The following is a 23342-nucleotide window of genomic DNA, read 5'->3' as shown; positions in this document are numbered from 1 at the left end:
AAACATAATGTATAAACTAATGTAAAAATAATACTGGTGTCATTTATTCTTTAATGAATTCAACTGTTTTTATTAACAAAGAATAATTAAGGTTCCGCTTATTCCTTTATCCATTTTCCTGAACTAATAAGTACTTTTTCTCTGTATAAACTATAAGTGTACATTCCAGAAGGTAAGAAATTCAAATTTATCGAATTGTGATTAGATTGATTCTGAGATGAAAATACAGTCTTTCCTTGAAGATCAATGATGTCGACTCTGTAATCACTTCCTGAGTCATCAATGACATCGAATTTAAAGCTCCCAGGCGATGGATTAGGATAGATCATAGCCTCCCAATTAATATGCTTCTCATCACCTGTACTCGTGACATTTCCATCAGCATCTACTTTTAGAAGATAAGCCTCATATTTTGGGTACACATGCGGTGTAATAGTGCTAAACCAACCACCAACCAAACAGCCATCATCTGCAGTGGGCAAAATTTTAAATAAAGAATAGTAATTATCTAATGCAAATACTTTCTTCCATTTAACATTCAGATTTGAATCCAGTTTAGTAATGAATATCGCACTAGAATCAAAAGGAAATAATGAAGTGCCGGAAGTGCCGGCCGTATAAATACTGTTTCTGTTAAAATAGGCTATAGATCCATTCCAGGCACAAAAATCATCCGTAGTGTCATTTCTGTCTAACACGCTTTTAATTGCTTTGAAATTCTTATCAATAAACCACAAATGAAGATCTGCGGTAAATTCCCATGAGATTGAAGCCATTAAATACTTTTTTTCCGACCATTTAAGCAAAGTAGTAGAATTAGTTGAAATATAATATCTAGGAGGATCGCTAATAAAACTGTCAATACTCAAAACATTTAAATTCCGATCTAAAATATATAAATTATCTCCAAATGCCATATATTTAGAGTTATCAAGTGAACTTGAAATAGTATGTGGACCAATACCCTGTGTTCTTTCTCGTTGTCTAGTTGTTTTTATCAAGTCTCCATTACTATTGATCATCACATATTCTGTAGCTGAGGTTTTTTTATCTTGATGATCTAATGTTAACATTACAATCAAAGTATCATTGATCAATTGCGAATAACTATTTGGGATAGCAAATTCAGGATAATTCAAACTAAAACTGTCTACAATATTAAAGTTAAGATCACATTTCAATAAAATAAAATCCATATTATAAAACACTGGCTTGCTGTAATGAAAACTAGTTATGAAATAATTATCCTTGACTCTAAAAATATTTTTTGCATAATAGTTATATTGCGATGATATAAGTATTTTTTCAGTTATTTTTTTTCCATAAGGGTCAATTTTCATTATTTTAATTTGAGCATATTCTGAACTATCGTAAAAATGTAGATCATCATAAGATTCAACTAGTGCATTATAATTTCCATCGGAGTCTAATACAATATCATATAAAAGATCGCAACGATTTGAATGATTTATGAATTCCCATGAAGTGTTTTGAGTGAAACTATTTTGAATAAAACTAAACAAAAAAATTGAAATGTATATTAAATTATTCATATGTATATAATAAAATATCAAGAGTACAAAGTAATTGTACTCTTGATATGAGTTAATAAAAATTAAATTATCTAGGAAAAGCTACCTCATCTTTTTCACCATAATACACCTTTCCATACCATTCTTGAATAAAATGTATATTATATTGGTCTAAATTATAAAATCGACCTCTATAATCAAATGTAATATGTCCAAAAAACTTGCCCATAGGAACAACTGTTGGTACTATATCATTTTCCAATCTGGATAGATAATAAGCCATCTCATATGCACTAGTATTGGAATCATAATAATCAATACAATATACTGTTTGATCCGTAAATTGTGGGCAATCTGGAGTCGAACCTTGATTTAAACATTGATTTGAAAAACAACATTCAACATACCATAGATAATAATCTAGAATAAAGTCTCCTGTCGGTGTGGGATCACTTGGATTATAAGCATAAGGTGAATGCAAATCATAAAAACTAATATTATATAGATAATAACCTGGACCCTCATTTAAATTCCAATTGGCATATTTCGCAAGTTGTTTTGGAGCACTTGAACTATTTGAACTGGCACATTTATTTATCCTGGCATCCCAATCATCCCCAGATCCAAAGGCTTTAGGTGAGAATGGATAGGATCCTAGTGTGGTGGATACTACGCTGGTAACAATATATTCTACAGATCCAGAACTTAAATTGTATTCCTCCAGATCATATAGCTTGGGTACATGAGTTACATATTCGCCAATACTTTCATTATGCTCATCAATAAACTCTAAAACAGCATTATAAAAGTCAGTCGCATCGGATTCGGTTATTACATGATTCGTTATTGGTACTGAAAATGTGTCCACCCATACACTAGCATCATCCGCCACTCGACCTGGGTCTGTGTAATCATAATTTAGCGTTAGTTCTACATCGTCAAGCAACTCTTCTGGTGTGAATTCTTCATCATCTCTGTCCTGCAGAGCGCCTGAGTTGCTTTTCATTTTCTCTTTAAAATTTTCTACAATCATCTTATGATCTTTCTTATCACCTTTGTTTAAAGAAATATCAGTTTGTGGTTTTTGACATCCAGTAATGCCAATGAGAAGGGCTAATATTACCCCCCCCTAGTAAATTCCTAAAACATTTAAAATTACTCATAACTTTGCGATTTTAGTTAATAACATCATTAACTACTACAAACATACGAATAATATTCTCTAATTCACAAACTTTAACATATTAAAATTTTAATTATATTTTACTTCGGAAAAAAAATAAGACTTTGCAAAAAAATCAAATCTCATCACCAACGTCTTTATAAATTAGACAATAGATACTTTGGTGAATGTACTCAGAATCAATACTCCTCAAATGGCAACCCACAATATAATAACTTTATCTTAAAGTCAATGTTAGCCTAGAATTAAGTTCATAATTCTTATAAATCCATGGAATTCAAATTAAATGTGGAGAATTACATATAGTTTTTAATAAGTATTTAACAGAAGAATCATTACATCAGAATATAATCATTTAGTGTATCTTTGATCAGCTATGCCTAAATCATTTATAATTAAATTCAAAAACAGAATACATTAAGCCAATAATCACTTCCTAAGATCTAATTTAGAAACTAAATTATTGGACTTATTAAAATTGATGTTAGAAGAAATTGATCAATTGTCAATGAAATACTGACACAATACTTGCAAACTCTTCAGGATCCAAACTGGCTCCACCTACTAGAAAACCGTCAATGTCATTTTGAAAAGCTAGAATTCCAGCGTTTTTGGCTTTAACACTTCCGCCATACAAAATAGACATTGAATGTGCTAAGTCAGACCCAAATTGCTGGAAAATCGTATTTCGTATAAAGAGATGCATAGCCTGGGCCTCTTCTGGAGATGCAGTCTTTCCAGTTCCTATAGCCCAAATCGGTTCATAGGCAATAGATAATTTGGTTAATTCTGATAATTCAAAATCAAATAAATCAGAACTCAATTGCTTTAAAACATAATCCTCATGGTTTCCAGCCTCCCTCATTGAATCCGGCTCCCCACAACAATAAACTACTTGTAATCCGGCATTAAATGCAGCCCTAATTTTAGCTTTAATGGATAGATTTTCATAGGGACCCAATTCCCGGCGTTCACTATGCCCTAATATAACATAGGAAACGCCCAAATCTGCAAGCATTAAGGCTGAAATCTCACCTGTATAAGCTCCTGAGGTTTTGTCATGACAATTCTGGGCTCCAAGGAAAATATTATCTTTTATTAAATCCCTTAAGGGGTATAAGTGAGTATAAGGTGGGCATATAATAATGTCAGAAGAGGCTTTAGGGCACAAATCAATTATTTTTTCAACTACATCATGTGCCTGATGTGGCATGAGGTTCATTTTCCAGTTAGCAATTACCTTTGGGGTTTTAATATTCATGTAACTTAATGTATTTTTGTAAATCCAAAAGTAATACGTTCCATGTTTTAATCGCATTATTTACGAATAAATATCTACTCATATGGCAAAACATGCTAAAGTAATTTTAATCCAACATAAAAACGGTCATTGCTATATATTAAGTTTAGCGTACAGATGAAAAAATAAGTTTCATTTCAACCGCATCGATTTACATTTTATATAATTACCTATCACATGCCAAATACAACCATACCAAACGAATATATAGATCGAGATATAAGCTGGTTAGATTTCAACTATCGTGTTTTGCAAGAAGCAAAAGACAATAACGTTCCGCTAATGGAACGTATTAAATTTCTAGCCATCTATTCCTCCAATCTGGGTGAGTTTTTTAGGATCAGAGTAGCCCACCATCGTAATATCAAACGACTTGGAAAAAAGACAAAAAGTGAATTAGACTATGACCCCAATCGATTATTGAAAAAATTATACAAAATTGCGAATGATCAGCTAAAGGAATTCAATAATATCTTTGATGAACAGATCATTCCACAATTAAAAAAAGAAAACATCTTCATCTTATCCCACAGAGAACTCAACAAATCACAAGAAATATTCCTGGACGACTATTTTAAAGAGAATTTATTACCGTATGTACAACCCGTACTATTAGTCGAAAAACGCATAAAGCCGTTTCTCAATAATTCGGAACTCTATCTGACTATAATTCTAAAGCCAAAAGATCAGGTTGACTCTGCAACCCAATATGGTATTGTTAAAATTCCATCCGATCATTTAAGCAGATTTATTGAGATCCCATCAGAACCCAACCACCACAACATTATTTTATTGGATGAAATCGTAAGATATTCTTTGAAATGGTTATTTCCAGGATACACCATTATACATTCTTATTCGATTAAAGTAACTCGTGATGCAGAATTATATATTGAAGATGAATTTAGTGGTGACTTAATGGCTAAAATTAAAAAGAGTCTTTCTAAAAGAAACATCGGACCGGCATCAAGATTGGTTTATGACGATGCTATGCCTAAAGAAATGCTTAATTATTTTCTTTCATTATTAGAAATTCAAAAAACCGACCTTACCCCTGAAGGGCGTTATCATAATAATTTTGATTTTTTCTATTTTCCGGATTTTAGATTAAAACATTTAAGAAACAAACACCTAAAAGCCCTTCCCTACTTACCCTTCAAAAAACATGAATCAATATTTGATGCACTGGATGAACAAGATCACTTATTGTATTTTCCATATCATGAATACGAACCGGTGATTCGCTTTTTTGAAGATGCTGTAAAAGATCAAAATGTAACTCAAATTAAGATAACACAATATAGAGTTGCTAAGAAATCAAGAATCATGGAAGCTCTGATTGCTGCAGCAGCTCAGGGAAAAAGTGTTTTTGTATTTATAGAAGTTAAAGCAAGATTTGACGAAGCCGCTAATTTAGCTTGGGGTGAAGAAATGGAAAAAAAAGGTGTCAAAGTTCGATACAGTTTTCCGGGTCTTAAGGTTCACGCCAAAACAGCCATAGTCACCAGAAGAGTTGATGGGGAAACTAAACATTATGCCTACTTAAGTACCGGAAATTTTCATGAACAAACGGCCAAAATATATTGTGATTTTGGATTTTTTACATCAGAAGATAAATTAACGCTTGAAATTAACCGGGTCTTTAGCTTTCTTGAAAACACCAAACTACCACATAGTTCATTTAAGCATTTATTAGTTGGTCAATTTAATATGAATGATGAATTAAAAGGACTGATTGAATTTGAAAAAGAACAGGCCCTAGCCAACAAAAAAGCTAAAATAATATTGAAATTAAACAATCTTCAGGATACTGAAATGATTGATTTACTCTACGATGCAAGTCAAGCCGGAGTAGAAATACAACTCATTACCAGAGGTATAAATTGTTTAATCCCCAAAAAACCTGGACTCAGTGATAACATCACAGGTATAAGCATTGTAGATAGATATTTGGAACATGGCAGGGTCTATTATTTCTACCATGATGGTGAAGAAAAAATATTTCTATCTTCAGCAGATTGGATGGTTAGAAATTTGCATTTTCGAATTGAAATTGCATTTCCCATATATGCAGAACCATTAAAAAAACAAGTCATGGATATTCTTGAATTACAATTAAATGATAATGTCAAATCTAGATCCATCAATTACCTAGAGACCAATCAATACATCAGTAACGTCCATAGAAAAAAAATCAGATCACAAATAGAAACTTACAAATATTTTAAAGAACTCAACGAATCACCAAATGAAAAATAAAATCATCCTGTTCTATGTTCCTTGTGATCTAAAAAAAACAGCCCAAAATCTAGCAAAAAAAACACTGCATGCGAAACTTGCAGCATGTGCACAAATATTCCCGGTTCAATCCCTTTATTTATGGGACAACAAAGTAACCGACACTAGTGAATTTGTATTGATTTTAAAAACTTTAAAATCCAAGGTGAAACCATTAAAAAAACTTCTTGAATCTATACACCCATATGAAACTCCGGCGATTTTAACTACCGTCATGGATGTCAACAAAGCTTACTATCAATGGATGATGGAAAGTTTGGAAAGTGAATAACATCAATTACGAATTACGGGAACAATTACGAATTACGAAAAACAATTACGAATTTTCAATTACGAATTACGGGCGTGAAATCAATTACGAATTACGGGATGAAAAACAATTTCGAATTTTCAATTACGAATTACGAGCGTGAAATCAATTACGAATTACGGGATGAAAAACAATTTCGAATTACTTACTAAAATAGATTTACCATTAAAATACTATTAAAGATCTTTCGCTGTATATGTAGCTTATAGAATAAAGTGTATCTTTGTATAAAATATTTAAAATGAGTACAATTATTATCAAATCTGATAAGCAAAGCAGTAAAATATTGGCTGAGTTGGCAATAAAATTGGGTGGAAATGTTGTGGGCATTAATGATTCACAGTTTGAAGACATTAAATTGGGAATTCTAATGAATAAGGAAAAAACAGGAAAATTAGTCTCAAGAGATCTCGTTTTTAAAAAATTAAAAAGCAAATGATTGTTGAATTTGATAAATCGTTTGTTAAATGGTTGGCTAAAATAAAAGATAATGATACACTCCAAAGATTTGAAAATGCAATATTGAAAATATATCAAAACTTAAAAGGGGTTGAAAAAAATAATAGGATTCAAAAAATATTTTCGAATTCGCTTTGGAGATTATCGAATAGGATTTGAAAAAAAAGTGAAAATTAAATAATTTTAATAATCATTGTCCATCGAAGTGAAATATATAAAATATTTCCATAAAAATGAACAAACTATTGTCTTATACGATCATCCCATCTCGCATGGTATAAATCAGTTCTGTTCTATTGGCAATCGCAGGATCATGTGTAACGATTAACATGGTCATTTGAAATTCTTTTTTTAGTTCCAACAACATGCTTAAAATCTCTTGTGCATTGTCATGATCCAGATTCCCTGTTGGTTCATCTGCAAACAGAATTTTAGGTTGATTAATTAATGCCCTGGCTAATGCTACTCTTTGTTGCTCGCCACCGGACAATTGACTGGGTTTATGATCCAATCTGCTTCCCAATCCCAAAAAATCCAATAAAGACTTACCCTTCTCCATAACTCTGGACTCAGACTTCTTCGCGATCAATCCGGGTAAAATAGCATTTTCCAAAGCCGTAAGTTCAGGCAAAAGATGGTGAAATTGAAAAATAAAGCCAATATGTTCATTTCTAAATTTGGCTAAGCCGGATTCATTCAGACTAAAAACATCTACACCATCTAATATGACTCGTCCCTTATCGGGCTTATCAAGTGTGCCCAGAATATGCAATAAGGTACTTTTTCCGGCTCCTGACGAACCTACGATGCTGACCAGACTGCCTTTTTCAATCCTTAGGCTAACACCTTTAAGAATTTGTAAATTTTGATACTTTTTATCTATTTGATCACAATAAATCATCTACTTTAATCGTATTTTAAGAAAATATTAACAATTTGGGTTTAGGAACACAAATATTGGTTTTGATTTTGATAGACTAGAATAAATGGCTAATTTTGCGTCCTTTAGAAGTTTTCTTCTAAAAAACGATGCAATTTAGGTCTTGAAAACGTTATTTTATGGATAAGTTTAGGTTTTTAAGTTTTAAAACAAAAAATTCAAGACTTAGATAAGCTTTAGTAAGTGAATTTATGAAGATACTTCAGTTGTGTAAAAAATTTCCCTATCCGTTAAAAGACGGTGAAGCTATAGCAATTAATCAAATGAGTCTGGCATTGCATAATCTGGGATGCGAAATGAGCTTATTGACTATGAACACCAGCAGACATCACTTTAACTTTTCAGGTGAATTACCTACTGAGTGTTTGCATTATAAATTTATTAAATCTGTAGAGGTTGACAATCAAATCAATGCCTTTGGGGCTTTAAAAAACCTTTTTAGTAGTGATTCTTACCATATTTCCAGATTTATATCTACATCTTTTGCCAACCAACTCATCCAAATACTTAAGGAAAACAAATACGATATCATTCAATTGGAAACTTTATATCTAGCTCCTTACCTAGATATAATTAAGGAACATTCAAATGCTTTGATCGTCATGCGAGCTCATAATATTGAGCATGAAATTTGGGATAGAATTACAGATCAGATTAAGTTTATTCCAAAAAAAATCTATTTGTCTTATCTAGCCAAAAAATTAAAGCGCTTCGAAGTTGAAACATTAAACAACTATGATTTTCTCGTTGCAATTACTGATCGTGATCTTAAAAAATTTAGAGAGCTGGGCTACAAAAATGGGTGTATCTCATCTCCTGTTGGCCTTGATTTGAATCAATATAATATAACACCTCAGCCAAATAACCAATTGAGTTTATGCTTTATTGGATCCTTAGATTGGATGCCTAATAGCTCCGGTTTAAATTGGTTTATATCTGAGGCATGGCCAGAAATTAATCAGTTATTCCCAAATCTTAAATTTCATTTTACCGGACGTGGTGCCGATGAAAGTTATTCCAAATTAAATCAACCGAATATCATTTTCCATCAAAATACAAATGACGCCAAAGCATTTATCAATAGTCATCCCATTATGATAGTCCCTCTGTTTGCCGGATCCGGTATTAGAGTTAAAATATTGGAAGGCATGGCATTGGGAAAGGTAATTATTACAACACGAATTGGATTAGAAGGCATACCGGCTATAGACCGAAAACATGTATTAATAGCTGATACTAAAGAAGAAATGATTGAAGCTATACAATACTGTTATGCACATTATGATGAATTACATGAGATTGGTCAGGCTGCAAGATCCTTGGTGAAAAATAAATTCGACGGTACTGTTCTAGCAGGTCAATTGATATCTGCGTTTCAACAAGCTATTAAGCAACATGCATCATAAGCTGTACTTGATAAGTATTAATTTTTAAGATGACTGATCTTCTAGAAGTCATTTTTTGGCTTAGCATGTTACTTTTTTTACATAGTTACTTCTTCTACCCTATTAGTTTAATTTTGATCCATTTTTTTATACGGAGAAAATCAAACGCGTCTAATGATTCATACTTCCCAATGGTATCAAGTATTACCAGTGTATATAATGAGGCGTCCGTCATTCAAAAAAAAATAGAAACCCTTTTATCATCCAATTACCCAAAAGACAAATTAACTATTTATATCGGTTCTGATGCTTCGTCAGATGAATCCAACGCGGTTATAGCAGAATTGGCTAAAGACAATCCACAAATTAAGTTTTTTCCTTATACAGAAAGACGAGGCAAGTCTTCTGTAATTAATGATTTAATGAAAGAAGCCTTCCTTTCAAATCCAAAAGCTCCAAACCACATTGTATTATTTACAGATGCTAATGTGATGTTGCAAGAAAATACAATATTCAATTTATGCCAACACTATATAGACCCAAGCATTAGTTTGGTAGACAGCTGTATTGTACCTATTGGCATCAAAGATGATGGCATTTCAAGATCTGAAAAAGCTTACATGAATTATGAAATTTTTATCAAACATAAAGAAAGTTCTATTTGGGGAAATATGATGGGTGCTTTTGGTGGTTGTTTTACCATTAGGTCGACGGAAGTGGTTGACGTTCCACCCAATTTTATAGTTGATGATTTCTTCTTAAGCATGATCGTACTGGAAAAAAATAAAAAATCAATCAATGATTTAAAAGCAATATGCACCGAAGGAATTCCTAATATTTTGCCCGAAGAATTCAAGCGAAAAGTTAGAATTTCCTCGGGAAATTATCAAAACCTGGTACGCTTCAGGAAATTTTTATACTCACCACCTTTCAGCAGATGGTACTGCTTTTTATCTCATAAAGTATTAAGATGGATTGGTCCCTTTATACTCATTGCTGCACTGGGAAGTTGCCTTTTGCTCAGTTTAAGCCATAATTATTTATATCAAGTTATAAGCTGGATCTTATGTTTCATTGTGATAGGCATACCAAGCATAGATCTGATATTACAAAAAAATAATTTGCATGTTAAGCCCATAAGGAATGTAAGATATTTCATCAGCATGAACATTGCTCTGTTAAAAGGGTTTTTTATATATTTAAAAGGCATTCGCAAAAGTTCGTGGGAGCCGCCAAAACGAAGTTTATAATATATGTTAAGTTCTATCGAATCAGCTATAAAAGACATCAAAGAAGGAAAATTAATCATTGTAGTGGATAATGAAGATCGCGAGAATGAAGGAGATTTTATCTGTGCTGCAGAAACCATAACTCCGGATATAGTCAATTTCATGGCAACCCAAGGTCGTGGGTTGATCTGTGCGCCTTTGGAGGAAACCAGAGCTGATGAACTCAATTTACCCTTAATGGTAAGGTCCAATACGGCTTTACATGAGACTGCATTTACCGTTTCAATCGATCTTATCGGCCATGGATGTTCTACCGGTATTTCTACATATGATAGAGCTTTGACTATAAAAGCATTAACTGATCAGAATATGGTTGGCAGTGATTTTGCAAGACCCGGACATATATTTCCGCTTAGGGCTAAATCAGGTGGCGTCCTCCAACGAACCGGACACACAGAGGCAACCATTGACTTGGCCAGAATGGCTGGTTTAAAGCCGGTTGGAGCCCTCGTTGAGATTTTAAATGAGGATGGTAGCATGGCCAGAATGCCCCAACTCCTCCAAAAAGCAAAACAATTCGATCTGAAAATCATATCCATTAGTGATTTGGTAGCTTACCGATTACAAAGCGAACGTCTTGTAAAATTAGACCAACAATGGACTCATATGATGAGTTTTGGTCCAATCGAAATCATCCAATACAGTCAGTATAACTCCAACGACAAACATATTGCATTCGTAAAAGGAAATATCAATTCAAATAATAAAACACAAGTCCGGGTCCAGTATTGTGATGCCATGTCAGAACTTATTGATCTATTTATTCATGGTTCTTCATCCAAATTAAAAAGAGCCTTGGATATTATATCAAAAGCGGAATCAGGTGTATTGCTTTTAATAACCAATAACCAAAAAGAGCCACAAGCGCTTGACAACATCATACATTCTAAAATTGAAATTCCAAAACAAGAACAAGACCTTAGAGAAATTGGTATTGGTGCACAGATACTGAAAGATCTGGGCATTCGGACGATGAGCTTAATAACCAATAACCCCAGGAAAAATATAGCTTTGAATGGGTATGGCTTGGATGTGGAAGATTATATTGCTTTTTAAGTTCAATGCAGTTTTAGTTTTAAATATTTACTAATTGTATATTCTACTTTAACATGAGTAGATGAATTAACATTCTGTCTATTTGTTTCAATTCAAATCACGCTTTTAAACAACTAATTATTAAAACCCTAAGAATTTAAAATCTGGGTGATATGGTATTTTTCTAAGGTTCGAAATAAATTCAACTTCTTTTTCCAATTACCAACTTTTAGATTCTAACGAGGATATTTTAATCTTATAAAGACTTTATCAATTAACTTTTAATATTGAAAGCAGCCCTGAATACCTTGGGAATTAAAGACCACAACCAATTTGAACCTTACCAAAAAACTATGGAGTTAAATCTTTAATAAAAGATCCTAATTGTTTTCATTAAAAAAAAGTATTATCTTGCAAACTAAACACCTAAAATTAATTCATATGAAAAAGTTTGCCCTTATTTCAATTCTAAGTTTATGCTTTTTATACAGTCTTAAATCCCAAGAATGGGAAAAATTCCCAGGCCCAAGTGCATCAGACATCGTTTCAGCCAAAATCAATAATACTGGGATGATAGTCTTAGTTTCATACTATAAGGAAGTTTGGCTATCGATTGATGAAGGGGTGAATTGGGAAAACATAAGCGCTGGACTCAATTCCAATATTGTTTGGAGAAATCGCAAAATCTATACTTCAGCTTCTGGGGATTTCTATATTATTCTTAATGATGAGCTCTACGCTTTAGATTTAACAACGAAAGTATGGAAAAAACTAAATATTGGATCCAGCCCAGTTGAACATATTTTGTTTGCGACTTCAGGTGATATTTACTATTCTAGCGGTAAAAAATTATACAGATCAACTGACAAAGGGTTAAATTTTTATACCTTATTTACTACTTCAGACAATATCACAAATATTGTTGATGGCGGCGCTAACAAAAAGTATTATACTACTAAAACAAGTTCAAGTAAAACAGAATTATATAGCTGCAAAGATGACGGCACAACTAGAACACAAATCCATTCTACTATGCCAGGCAATTTGCTCTATTATCAATTATCATCCGGCGTATTTTTATCCATAAGAGAAAATGGATTTTTCCGTTCTTTAGATGGAAAAAGTTGGACTTATATCTCAATTATCAACTCTGGCACTTTCGACCTCATGGAAATTATCTTTCCAAAAGATAATAGTATATTATGCATTACCAATCTTGGAATATTTAAATCAATTGATAATGGCATCAATTGGAATATTGTGCCATTGAATCTTGGTAATTTTTCTAAATATGATGAACTGGTAACATCAATTTCTGAAACTAATACACTTCTTGTTCAGCATGTTTATAACATGCGATTAATAAAAAATTTGTCATCTTTAAAATACATAACTTATCCGGGAAACAATGCAAGTCTTGATATCATACAATCATCCACTAAAGGTGATTTATTAATCAATAACTACGATGGAGATTTTATCAGTAAAGATCTTGGAAAAACCTGGGAGCGATTGGCAGACATTGCAGATTCTAGATATATACTCACTAAAGAGGGCACATACTTTATTTTAGGGCCAGTTATCAAGTACAGTGATGACCAAACCGTAAGCTGGAAGACTATAAAATCTCCCAAGACTAAAGAGTCTACAATCTCTGTAAATGATAAAAATCACTTAATGATTAAAACTATTGATCAATTATACATTTCGTTAGACCTTGGAATAAACTGGTTGACAATCCGTCTACCAGTGGGTATGAACATCATCAATTTATCAAATAATGACATTATTTATGGCCTTTCTGATGATCTTAACATTTGGTATTCTATGGACTTTGGCATAACATGGAACAAAGTGACTACCTCACCAAATTCGAATATAAATCAAGTTAGTTTATCCAATAATAATGTGCTATATTGGAATGAAGGTCAAAATGCTTTTTATAGTTTTGATTTTGGCAATACAAAATTCAGAATAGTTGATAGCTATTACAAACCTGACTTAGAAGACTATTTGATTAGATTAAAAGACAAGAAGGTTTTTATTTTTAATATTTTTAATAATAATTCTTTGGAAATATCAACATCAGAAATACCAGATAGAAACAGGAATTCTTTGTTTTATGGCCAAAGAAGTGAAGATGGTTACATTTATTTAACTGGAGATAACAGTGGCGTTTTTAAAAGCAGAAGACAAAGATTATTAACTAATGCCGTTTGTTATTCAAGCACGTATAAAGATGTAGACAATAATTGTCAACTCAACAATAATTTGGATACTGTATCTTCAATGTCCTTAAAATTCATCAATACCCAAACAGCAGATGAATGGAGTACCCGTTCTAATGAACGTGGCCAATTTCATATTGGCTTAGACAGTGGAACGTATAATATAAAACTAAATGAAAATATAAATTTATGGGAAGAATGTAATTTCCCCTCAAGCTTTACAGTTAGAGCAAATGAAAAACTTCTGCTCAGTGAATTACTGATTAGACCTAAAGCCTTATGCACTATTCTAAATCTCGATATTGCCGCAGGAAGGTACCGAAGATGCTTTGATAATAATTCCCTAATTATAACCATTAAAAATTCTGGAACAATAGATGCAATCAACCAAATCCTGGACATTGAAGTTGATCCGTTTTGGGAAAATATAAGATCATCTATACCCATTTCTTCCAAAGTGAATAATAATATTCAATTTATTATTCCCAAAATAACATCAAATGGCGAAGTTCAGATTGAATTAATCTTTACCATTGCTTGTAATTCCAGATTAGGCCAAACACATTGCATTAATGCTACTCTTCAAGAAACTAAAAACTGTGAATCCCTTCAGCAGAATACCATTAAAAATACCTTCTGCCAACAAAACAGGGGGTCTTATGACCCCAATGACAAACAAGCATTTGTTAAAGGTCAAACGTTAACTGACTTTACCACGCCTAATTCTGTTTTAGAATATTTAATTAGATTTCAAAACACAGGAACTGATACAGCATTCAACGTAACTATTAAAGACCAATTAGATCCAAATCTTGATTGGAAAAGTTTTAAAATAACTTCTTCAAGTCATCGCTATACATATGATTTGGATAAGAATGGTCAACTCACTTTTTCATTTAGAAATATATTTTTACCGGACAGTAATATTCATGAAATGGGTTCTCATGGATTTATCAAGTACCAAATCCAACAGAAGAATAACCTTCCAGCCAATTCGATTATTAAAAACACAGCTTCCATTTATTTTGATTTCAATGAACCCGTTTTAACCAATACAGTAAACTTAAAACTTTTAATTTCTACTCAATCGAATGATATAGATAATAAAATATTTTTAACGGCTGTTCCCAATCCATTCATGGAATCAACAACCATTGTTTTTCCCAAGCAAATCGAAAATGAAAACAAAACCATTTGGGTTTATAATTTAGACGGGAAACTTTTATCTAAATTATATTCAAATAATAGTACCTTATTAATTAAAAAGGACAATTTAAATTCTCAAATACTTCTTGTTAAAGTTATTTCAGAATCTGGCAAATCCGGAATAATCAAATTGATTCCAATGAATTAGGTAAATTATATAAGTTTAGATTTTTGGATTTTTATTAAACCGGAGATAATGCACAAATACAATGATCAAGGCAATTTAACTTTTAACTGCATTTTTGTTTCATTTTGTTGTATTGTCTTCATAAAGGGTGATATTCAATTCAAACAAGATAAATACATGCTAACAATGAGTTAAAAATATCCTCAATTCACCATTCAAATATAATACTATGAGATTGATTTTAGTCTTAACGATCATATTCTTTAACCTAATCCAAGAATTACCTGGTCAACTTTATATTAATGAGGTCTGCTCAAAAAATTCGAATAATTTAAAAGATGAAAATGGTGAATACTCCGATTGGATTGAACTTCATAACGCTGGAAATGATGAAATAGACTTACAGGAATATTATGTTTCTGATGATAAAAATGATTTATATAAATGGAATTTTCCAAATCAAACCATACTTAAATCAAAATCGTTTATTATCCTCTATGCGGATTCAAAAAACAATACTAACATCCTATTTCATACCAATTTTAAACTGAGTTCTACCGGAGAGACGCTTTATCTGACCAAGAACCAATCTTTAGTACAAACATTTCCATTTCCTGAAATTCCGGAGAATCAATCTTACGGCAATGCATCAGACAATCCTAATATTACAAGCTGTTTTCGAACCGTATCTCCAGGTAATACCAATGAATACAGCGACCAAAATCCTTCGTGTTCTGTGAGTAAAATTAACTTAAACTACCCTTCAGGATTCTATGACCATCCATTGATATTGAGCATAGTAGAACATTCAATTCAAGACTCCATTTTTTATACCACTGATGGCACTATTCCAAATCTACTTTCCAATGTGTACCATGAAAATATCCACGTATCAAAAACAAGTGTGTTAACATTAATTATAAAATATAAAAATCAAAGCTGGTCTAAGCCAAGTTTTCATTCGTATTTTATTAGTGAGCAGAAACATTTGCCTGTAATTTCTATCATCATCGATCCAAAAGATTTATTTAGTGATTCCATAGGCATTTATGTCAATGGCCCGAATGCTTCAACGGAATATCCATATTATGGTGCGAATTTTTGGCAAAACTGGACACGCCCCATGCATGTTTATTTTTTTGATAGCTCAAATGCATTAACAATTGAAGGTGATTTTAATACTGAGATTCATGGTGGAAAAGCTACCAGAACTCAACCTATGAAAGCCTTGCGAATTCTGGATATACCCGATAATGACATAAAATATCTAGATTATTCTTTTTTTAGAAACAAACCTGCTACTGCATTTAAACATTTGGTGTTGAGAAATTTCGGCAGTGATTTTAATCATGGTATGATGCGAGATGGATTGGTTCACACCATTGGACTCGATGCTGGTTTGAACATTGACATGAATGGGTTTCAACCTGTGCTGGTATACATTAATGGTGAATTCTGGGGAATACACGAGTTGAGAGAAAAAATTGATAATACCTATTTGTTATCCAATTATAAGTTAGATGAAGGCTGCTGCGATTTTCTTGAAGAGCATAATGCAATTATTTCTGGAGACAGTCTTGCATTTAATGCATTACATTCTTACATCATGTCCAATGACCTTACTCAATCCGAGACCTATGATTACGTCAAATCCCAATTCGATGTCCTTAGTTTTTGCGATTATACCATCCTGGAAACTTATTTTAATAATGCTGATTGGCCTAATAATAATATCAAATACTGGAAACCTAGAACAAGCGGAAAATGGCGATACGTCATGTTTGACCTAGACGCTTCATTACACGCTTATGGTTGGACTGCACCAGAACAGGATTACCTTCAGTTATTATTAAATGCTGATAAGTATTCAGAAAATATTCATGTACAAATCTTAAAAAAATTATTGACCAATCCCGAGTTTAAAAAATATTTTATAAACAGATATGCTGATCTAATAAATACCACTTTATTGCCTGATCAAGTCAATTCCAAAATAGATTATATCACTCAATTGGAATTGCCATATCTACAAGATCATTTTAATAAGTGGCCAACAGGGAACATCAATCAATGGAAATCTGAAATAGAACAATCTATAAAACCCTATATCGAAGATAAACCTAAGATCCAACGAACAGGAATATTGAATGAATTTAAATTAAATAAACTAGCCCGGATAACCCTAGATGCTAATCCACAGGATCACATTGAAATCCTCTTAAACTCATTGAAATTAAATCATTTCCCATGGGAAGGAATTTATTTTGATGGCAATCCGATAACAATAGAAGTTGATGCTTCAAATCGTTTTGAATTTGATCATTGGGAAATTAATGACACCCTGATAAGTTATCAGTATCCATTGGACATCAATATGAATTCAGATCTCAAAATAAAATTAATCACAAAACCAAAAAAATCCGCTACTCCATTTGTGGTTTACCCAAATCCAGTAATAGATGCAATGAATCTTGAACTATATTCTGAAAAGAATGGATTCATTGATATTGAAATTACAAATGTGTTGGGTCAATTGGTCTATCAAAGATTGAACTTTCCAATTTTGAAGTATTGGAATTATATTCAGATTCGAGACTTTCCAAAGCATTCAAAAATATACTTTATAAAATCATCAGGAGCCATCAATGCATCTCAAATGATATTTCAGGCTCATTAAAAATAAATCTTCTTGAGACTGGGATGCTTTTTTATATATTGATTGATAATTCCATTCGTCTCTATATTACCACGGAACGATTTAAGCGATTCTTTTAATACTTCAGGTTGTTCATAAGAAATATCTTTATCTAAATATCCAATTGCATTACAAAATCCGTTTTCAATAACAAATACAGACACTTCGGATTCACTGCGTCCTTTATCATATAAAATAAAATTGCGTTGAAAAAATCGGTTGATTTTTTGGTGCATGATTTCAAATCTTTCATTATACGATTCCTTTGTCTCTTGTCCGGCACAGGCACCCAAACAAATTCCAATCTGGTATCGATAACATGGCAATTGTTCATTTTTTTTCAATGAATTAACCTGTTCACATAGATGATATTCATGAATAAGATAATCTAAATATTCAGAAGCTTTTTTTTGACTTGAAAACAATTGTACAACGTCAGCTTTTTCATCCAGCCACTCTTTGTGTTTAATAAGATATTGAAAATACCCTAAATCATTCAGTGTTCTATACATTGCATACTGATCCTTACTTGATCTTTGGGCGCGATTGATCTCCGGGCCGTATTTTTTTATTTCACTGGATTCTAATAATTGCGCCATTAATTCACTTCCAGTTAACGTATATTCTATACGATGCACTTGCCGTAACATTTTGGACACTTTATATCCGGTCTCACTAAAATGCTGATAAATTCGCTCTCGAATATTGATACTTTTTCCAATGTAAACATAGTCACCTGCTTCATTGCACATGTAGTACACCCCCACTTCATCCGGTATAGCATCTACATCTTCCCGCTTCAGACTTCCAGGCAATTTTGCATCTTTAACATTACTCACCAATTGATTCATAAAATCTGTCGCATGATCATTGGCGTGCAAGATTAAATGAAATAATTTACTAGTGGCCATTGCATCCTGGTATGCCCTGTGGCGATCTGTAACTTCAATATTGAAATGCTTAATTAAATTGCCTAAAGCATAAGATTTTAATCCTGGAAAATGTTTGCGGCTCAATTGAACCGTGCACAGTTTTTTTCTTGAAAATGAATATCCCAATGCACTAAATTCTTCTTTGACAAAAGAATAATCGAATTGAACATTATGAGCTACAAAAATAGCGTCATGTGTTATTTCAAGAATTTTTTTTGCAACTTCATAAAATTTAGGTGCTTGTTCCACCATCTCATTGGTGATCCCTGTAATTCGGGTAATTTCAAATGGAATTGAAGTTTCCGGATTGATTAAACTCTCAAACTGATCTACTATTTGACCATTTTGATAAATTAGAATTGCAATTTCAGTAATTTTGCCCTGTTTAAACTGAATGCCAGTTGTCTCAATATCTATAATTGCAAATCGTGTCATGATCTATAAAATAATGCTCATCCCTTTACTCCAATTGCTTGTTTTACCACCATTTTATGGTTGTTCGCCCAAAGTTAATACAGTGTCTACTATTCCTTCTGATAATGCAAGTTTTTCAATAAAAGACACTACTATTTTACCCGGGGCTTATCAAATCAAGGAATATTTACCCCTCCTTCAACGCAAGCGTGTCGGATTGGTGATTAATCAAACTTCCATGATTGGCAATACTTCATTATTAGATAGTTTGCTTCATTTAGGAGTAGATGTTAAGAAAATATTTATACCAGAACATGGCTTCAGGGGAACCGATTCCAATGGTGCTACTATATCTAATTCTACCGATCAAAAAACGGGTTTACCGCTCATTTCATTATATGGAAAAAACAAAAAACCAAAATCTACAGACCTTGAAGGTTTAGACCTCATTATATTTGATATCCAGGATGTTGGTGTTAGGTTTTACACTTACATCAGCACATTACATTATATCCTTGAATCTTGTGCTGAAAACAATATGGAAATATTGGTCTTAGACCGACCAAACCCAAATGGATTTTATATCGATGGCCCGGTGTTAGATACTCAATTCAGATCCTTTATTGGGATGCACCCAATACCAATAGTATATGGACTAACGATTGGGGAATTAAGTAAAATGATTCAAGGAGAAGAATGGATAAACAAGGCTAAATCACTAAAGTTAAAAGTCATTCAATGTCAAAACTACAGCCATAGTTCTCATTATATATTACCCATAGCCCCATCACCGAATTTACCGAATCAATTATCAATACTTTTGTACCCAAGTCTTTGTCTATTGGAAGGAACTACGGTAAGTTTAGGACGAGGGACACCATATCCCTTTCAATTATATGGACATCCAGAATTTACTAAGGGAGACACTGCATTTACTCCCAAAGAAAATATAGGTGCCAAAGATCCACCATTCAATGGAATTTCTTGTATAGGATTTAGTTTGACAACCACTTCAATAACATCATGCTATCAATCAAAAAAAATAAACCTAAAACCTATATTGAATGCTAAGCAATGTTTAAAAGGAGGGTCATTGTTTTTTCTAAAAAATAATTTCATCCATAAACTTGCCGGAACACAAGATTTAAAAAATCAAATAGAAGAAAACTGGTCTGAAGAAAAAATCAGACAATCATGGCGGGAAAAATTAAATCAATATAAAGCTAAACGAATGAAGTATCTAATTTATCCAGAGTAACCTTACCAAAGCAAAATCCTAAAACTCAAATTTGAATCGCATATTAATTTCTAATTTAATCTTTGTTGCACCCCACCGGATTCAATCGTTACGTTGCCACATTCTTTCTTGGTGGCATTCGGATTAGGCTTAAATTTAAATTGCTTCATAAGTTCACTGGCTTCGCGCACAAACTTTATCTCTTTTGTAGTGGACTTTGCTGAATTGAATGATTGGTATGTGATTTCGCCCTCACGGTTGATACAAACAAGAAATACAACTTTCTGTTGAGTGGCACTGGCTAATTTTTTTAGGTCAGGTGAATATATTCTAGCTCTTTTTAAATCACCTATTTCTTCTTGGTTTACTCCAATTCCTTCGTCAGCACCTGTGCCTGCACTTTCACCTCCTCCTGTTCCTCCACCACCGCCAATTCCTAATCCCCCTGTTGCACCTATATTCGTGTTTCCTGCACCCTGACCTGCTCCTGTTCCTATACCAGATCCTCCAGATCCTGGTTGGTCATTATCTTCGGATGACGTATATGTTGTCGAGGTAGAGGAGGTAGGCGTAGATTTAGCTTCTTGAAAACTAGTACTTGTTGTATTTTGTCTTGTTGTAAAATTTATTTTTGGTGGTGATGGTAATTTCACGACATCTGGTTCAGAATTCGTAAGAATAGGTGTAGCCGCTAGTGAAGAAGGAATTTTTTCTACTTGAACAGGTTCAACTTTATTATCAGCGATTTCTTCTGATTGATGTGATTGATCTCCATTTCCCAATGATCCCCCTGCTTTAGTTTCCAAACCTTCCTGCCCTTTACTTCCACTAGCGTTTTCATATTTTTTAATACTTTCTCGTGGAATAAATTCTACCAAACTCAGGTATGGTGGTGATTCAGGGTTTTCAGGAACTGCAATTTCAAATTTGTAGTAAACGACGAGTAGCAGCAATAAAGTTATGATAATCGCTGAATAAATTTTGGATTTAATGCTATTTCTTTGTTCGGTTAAATAATAGCTAAATGATATTGTTCTCATCTATTAATTAATTTATTACTCAAAGTACGTATAAATATGTCGAATTATTATGATACTCCTTTTTAATATTAATATTTATTCCTGACTTATCTACTTTGGCAACATTACTAAAGTTGAAAGTTGGAAATCGAAGATATAAGTTGGAAAAAATACATACTTATTGCACTTAATAGGGTAAGTCATCAGACAAGTTTAAAAAATGAAACTTTATTTTTTATAAAAAATGACTTCACCCATAAACTGGCAGGAACATAAGGTTTAAAAAATCAAATAGAACAATTCTGGCCCGAAGAAAATTTTAGACATTTCTGGAAAGAAAAAATAATCTGTACAAAGCCAAACACAAGAAACACTAAATATATCTGGATTAACTTAAAAAAAGCAAATCACAAATTCAATTTTGTATTGCTAAACCATTTCTATTTTAATTTTTGCAAGACTCCACCTGATGCAATAGTTACAGTACCACATTCTTTTCTAGCTGCACTTGGATTAGGCTTGAATTTGAATTGCTTCATGAGTCCCATGGCCTCGCGAACAAACTTGATCTCCTTGGTTGAAGATAATTTAGAATTGAATCCATTATAAGTTATATCTCCCTCACGATTGATACAAATATTAAACACTACTTTTTGTTGGGTAGCACTAGCTAATTTTTTTAAGTCTGGAGAGTATATCCTAGCTCTTTTTAAGACCCCGATAGCTTCAAAGTCTACCCCAGTTCCTTCTCCTGTACCAGCTCCAGTTCCAGCACCTGCTCCTCCTCCTGTTCCGCCGCCTCCTCCTGTTCCAGATCCGCCACCTGCGCCATCTCCAGCACCTGTGTTCGCATCTCCAGCACCTTGACCCGCTCCAGATCCAGTACCTGAACCTCCAGATCCTGGATGGTCATCATCACCGGATGAAGTATGAGTTGTGGTTGTAGATGGGGTTGGAGTAGATTTTGTTTCAGGGACACTCGTTGTAGTTGTACTTGGCGAAGTTGGTTTTGTTGTAGGATTTATTTTTGGTGGTGATGGTAATTTTACGATATCGGGTTCAGAATTGGTTAGAATTGGGGTTGATGCTGGTGAAGAAGGAATTTTTTCAACAGGCGTGGTTTCTACTTTCTTTTCAGCAACAGGTTCTGATTCAGGTTCTGGTGTCTGTTCCGCATTGCCCTGGGATCCACCCTCTAAAGTTTCCAATCCCTCTTGTCCTTTACTACCACCTGCATTTTCATATTTTTTGATGCTTTCCTGAGGTATGAACTCAATCAAACTCAGGTAAGGTGGTGCCTCAAGATCTTCGGGAACGACAATGTCAAATTTGTAAAAAAAGACAAGTAACAGTAATAGTGATATGATAATTGCCGAATAAATTTTGGCCTTTATGCTGTTTCTTTGCTCTGTTAAGTGATAGCTAAATGAAATTGGTCTCATCAGTCAAATGAATTATTAGTCAAAGTACGTATAAAAAGCTCGAATTATTATGATATCCCATTTAAAATATTAATAATTTTTATTATTTGTTTGCAAAATATATACCAAAATGATACCTCCAAACAGCATCAGACCCTTAACTGTTGTCGAAAAGAGAAATCCCAAATCATCCAAAGGCTTTAAAAAGGTCAAAGAAACACCCACCAGGCTCAGTATAATCGACAATAAAGAAATGACAAACAACAAAAAACCCAATAATAAACCTGCAGCTCGCTTATCCATATTATTCTTTTGTGCAAAATTACTTTAAT

General features: G+C 33.0%; 17 protein-coding genes. 9 read left to right on the top strand and 8 right to left on the bottom strand.

Features of this window, described 5'->3' with window-relative positions:
• Nucleotides 1-98: 98 nt before the first annotated feature.
• The 3 genes from IPK88_14430 to IPK88_14420 form a co-directional block, all read right to left on the bottom strand.
• Nucleotides 99-1553, bottom strand: a complete 1455-nt coding sequence (locus IPK88_14430; GenBank protein MBK8244621.1) for a T9SS type A sorting domain-containing protein — start codon at nucleotides 1551-1553, stop codon at nucleotides 99-101.
• 67 nt (nucleotides 1554-1620) lie between these two features.
• Nucleotides 1621-2538, bottom strand: coding sequence for a hypothetical protein (locus tag IPK88_14425; protein MBK8244620.1), 918 nt, complete (start codon nucleotides 2536-2538; stop codon nucleotides 1621-1623).
• A 682-nt stretch (nucleotides 2539-3220) separates the two neighbouring features.
• Nucleotides 3221-3976, bottom strand: a complete 756-nt coding sequence (locus IPK88_14420; protein MBK8244619.1) for a triose-phosphate isomerase — start codon at nucleotides 3974-3976, stop codon at nucleotides 3221-3223.
• A 216-nt stretch (nucleotides 3977-4192) separates the two neighbouring features.
• Here IPK88_14420 and ppk1 point away from each other — a divergent pair, with 216 nt between their 5' ends.
• From ppk1 to IPK88_14405, 3 genes are all read left to right on the top strand, one after another.
• Nucleotides 4193-6274 (top strand): polyphosphate kinase 1, encoded by a 2082-nt coding sequence (ppk1, locus tag IPK88_14415; GenBank protein MBK8244618.1) that lies wholly within the window; start codon nucleotides 4193-4195, stop codon nucleotides 6272-6274.
• Entirely contained in the window at nucleotides 6264-6584 is a 321-nt protein-coding gene (locus IPK88_14410) for a divalent-cation tolerance protein CutA (protein MBK8244617.1), read from the top strand. Before ppk1 ends, IPK88_14410 begins: the two co-directional genes overlap by 11 nt.
• A gap of 280 nt (nucleotides 6585-6864) precedes the next feature.
• Nucleotides 6865-7062 carry a hypothetical protein gene (locus IPK88_14405; protein ID MBK8244616.1) on the top strand — a complete coding sequence of 66 codons (198 nt, stop codon included), beginning with the start codon at nucleotides 6865-6867 and terminating at the stop codon, nucleotides 7060-7062.
• Nucleotides 7063-7332: 270 nt separating this feature from the next.
• On the opposite strand, the gene IPK88_14400 is transcribed toward IPK88_14405, so the two are convergent.
• Nucleotides 7333-7983, bottom strand: coding sequence for an ABC transporter ATP-binding protein (locus IPK88_14400; protein ID MBK8244615.1), 651 nt, complete (start codon nucleotides 7981-7983; stop codon nucleotides 7333-7335).
• Nucleotides 7984-8213: 230 nt separating this feature from the next.
• Here IPK88_14400 and IPK88_14395 point away from each other — a divergent pair, with 230 nt between their 5' ends.
• From IPK88_14395 to IPK88_14375, 5 genes are all read left to right on the top strand, one after another.
• Nucleotides 8214-9428, top strand: a complete 1215-nt coding sequence (locus tag IPK88_14395) for a glycosyltransferase family 4 protein (protein MBK8244614.1) — start codon at nucleotides 8214-8216, stop codon at nucleotides 9426-9428.
• Nucleotides 9429-9598: 170 nt separating this feature from the next.
• Nucleotides 9599-10657, top strand: a complete 1059-nt coding sequence (locus IPK88_14390; protein ID MBK8244613.1) for a glycosyltransferase — start codon at nucleotides 9599-9601, stop codon at nucleotides 10655-10657.
• A 3-nt stretch (nucleotides 10658-10660) separates the two neighbouring features.
• Nucleotides 10661-11752, top strand: coding sequence for a 3,4-dihydroxy-2-butanone-4-phosphate synthase (ribB, locus tag IPK88_14385; protein ID MBK8244612.1), 1092 nt, complete (start codon nucleotides 10661-10663; stop codon nucleotides 11750-11752).
• Nucleotides 11753-12172: 420 nt separating this feature from the next.
• Nucleotides 12173-15313 (top strand): hypothetical protein, encoded by a 3141-nt coding sequence (locus IPK88_14380; protein ID MBK8244611.1) that lies wholly within the window; start codon nucleotides 12173-12175, stop codon nucleotides 15311-15313.
• A gap of 208 nt (nucleotides 15314-15521) precedes the next feature.
• Complete coding sequence (locus IPK88_14375) at nucleotides 15522-17969, top strand: CotH kinase family protein (GenBank protein MBK8244610.1); 2448 nt, start codon at nucleotides 15522-15524, stop codon at nucleotides 17967-17969.
• Here the strand turns inward: IPK88_14375 and IPK88_14370 are convergent.
• Nucleotides 17966-19354, bottom strand: a complete 1389-nt coding sequence (locus IPK88_14370; protein ID MBK8244609.1) for a GIY-YIG nuclease family protein — start codon at nucleotides 19352-19354, stop codon at nucleotides 17966-17968. The two genes, IPK88_14375 and IPK88_14370, sit on opposite strands and share 4 nt — an antisense overlap.
• Between IPK88_14370 and IPK88_14365 the strand changes: the two genes are divergently transcribed.
• Entirely contained in the window at nucleotides 19353-20591 is a 1239-nt protein-coding gene (locus IPK88_14365; protein ID MBK8244608.1) for a DUF1343 domain-containing protein, read from the top strand. The two genes, IPK88_14370 and IPK88_14365, sit on opposite strands and share 2 nt — an antisense overlap.
• Before the next feature lie 50 nt (nucleotides 20592-20641).
• Here the strand turns inward: IPK88_14365 and IPK88_14360 are convergent, their stop codons facing one another.
• The 3 genes from IPK88_14360 to IPK88_14350 all read right to left on the bottom strand — a co-directional run bounded on the left by IPK88_14360 (nucleotide 20642) and on the right by IPK88_14350 (nucleotide 23313).
• Nucleotides 20642-21610 (bottom strand): hypothetical protein, encoded by a 969-nt coding sequence (locus IPK88_14360; protein MBK8244607.1) that lies wholly within the window; start codon nucleotides 21608-21610, stop codon nucleotides 20642-20644.
• A gap of 419 nt (nucleotides 21611-22029) precedes the next feature.
• A complete protein-coding gene (locus IPK88_14355; protein ID MBK8244606.1) occupies nucleotides 22030-23031 on the bottom strand; it encodes a hypothetical protein in 1002 nt (333 codons plus the stop codon).
• Nucleotides 23032-23100: 69 nt separating this feature from the next.
• Entirely contained in the window at nucleotides 23101-23313 is a 213-nt protein-coding gene (locus IPK88_14350) for a hypothetical protein (GenBank protein MBK8244605.1), read from the bottom strand.
• Nucleotides 23314-23342 lie beyond the last annotated feature (29 nt).

The sequence above is a fragment of the Candidatus Defluviibacterium haderslevense genome (assembly GCA_016712225.1).
Lineage (GTDB): Bacteria > Bacteroidota > Bacteroidia > Chitinophagales > Saprospiraceae > Vicinibacter > Vicinibacter haderslevensis.
The sequence above is the reverse complement of the archived record's forward strand: the minus strand, read 5'-3'. Positions and strand labels throughout refer to the sequence as shown.

Excerpts from the sequence above, each read along its gene's own strand:
- IPK88_14430 (MBK8244621.1), bottom strand. The coding sequence starts at position 1,553 with ATGAATAATTTAATATACATTTCAATTTTTTTGTTTAGTTTTATTCAA.
- IPK88_14425 (MBK8244620.1), bottom strand. The coding sequence starts at position 2,538 with ATGAAAAGCAACTCAGGCGCTCTGCAGGACAGAGATGATGAAGAATTC.
- IPK88_14420 (MBK8244619.1), bottom strand. The coding sequence starts at position 3,976 with ATGAATATTAAAACCCCAAAGGTAATTGCTAACTGGAAAATGAACCTC.
- ppk1 (MBK8244618.1), top strand. The coding sequence starts at position 4,193 with ATGCCAAATACAACCATACCAAACGAATATATAGATCGAGATATAAGC.
- IPK88_14410 (MBK8244617.1), top strand. The coding sequence starts at position 6,264 with ATGAAAAATAAAATCATCCTGTTCTATGTTCCTTGTGATCTAAAAAAA.
- IPK88_14405 (MBK8244616.1), top strand. The coding sequence starts at position 6,865 with ATGAGTACAATTATTATCAAATCTGATAAGCAAAGCAGTAAAATATTG.
- IPK88_14400 (MBK8244615.1), bottom strand. The coding sequence starts at position 7,983 with ATGATTTATTGTGATCAAATAGATAAAAAGTATCAAAATTTACAAATT.
- IPK88_14395 (MBK8244614.1), top strand. The coding sequence starts at position 8,214 with ATGAAGATACTTCAGTTGTGTAAAAAATTTCCCTATCCGTTAAAAGAC.
- IPK88_14390 (MBK8244613.1), top strand. The coding sequence starts at position 9,599 with ATGGTATCAAGTATTACCAGTGTATATAATGAGGCGTCCGTCATTCAA.
- ribB (MBK8244612.1), top strand. The coding sequence starts at position 10,661 with ATGTTAAGTTCTATCGAATCAGCTATAAAAGACATCAAAGAAGGAAAA.
- IPK88_14380 (MBK8244611.1), top strand. The coding sequence starts at position 12,173 with ATGAAAAAGTTTGCCCTTATTTCAATTCTAAGTTTATGCTTTTTATAC.
- IPK88_14375 (MBK8244610.1), top strand. The coding sequence starts at position 15,522 with ATGAGATTGATTTTAGTCTTAACGATCATATTCTTTAACCTAATCCAA.
- IPK88_14365 (MBK8244608.1), top strand. The coding sequence starts at position 19,353 with ATGATCTATAAAATAATGCTCATCCCTTTACTCCAATTGCTTGTTTTA.
- IPK88_14370 (MBK8244609.1), bottom strand. The coding sequence starts at position 19,354 with ATGACACGATTTGCAATTATAGATATTGAGACAACTGGCATTCAGTTT.
- IPK88_14360 (MBK8244607.1), bottom strand. The coding sequence starts at position 21,610 with ATGAGAACAATATCATTTAGCTATTATTTAACCGAACAAAGAAATAGC.
- IPK88_14355 (MBK8244606.1), bottom strand. The coding sequence starts at position 23,031 with ATGAGACCAATTTCATTTAGCTATCACTTAACAGAGCAAAGAAACAGC.
- IPK88_14350 (MBK8244605.1), bottom strand. The coding sequence starts at position 23,313 with ATGGATAAGCGAGCTGCAGGTTTATTATTGGGTTTTTTGTTGTTTGTC.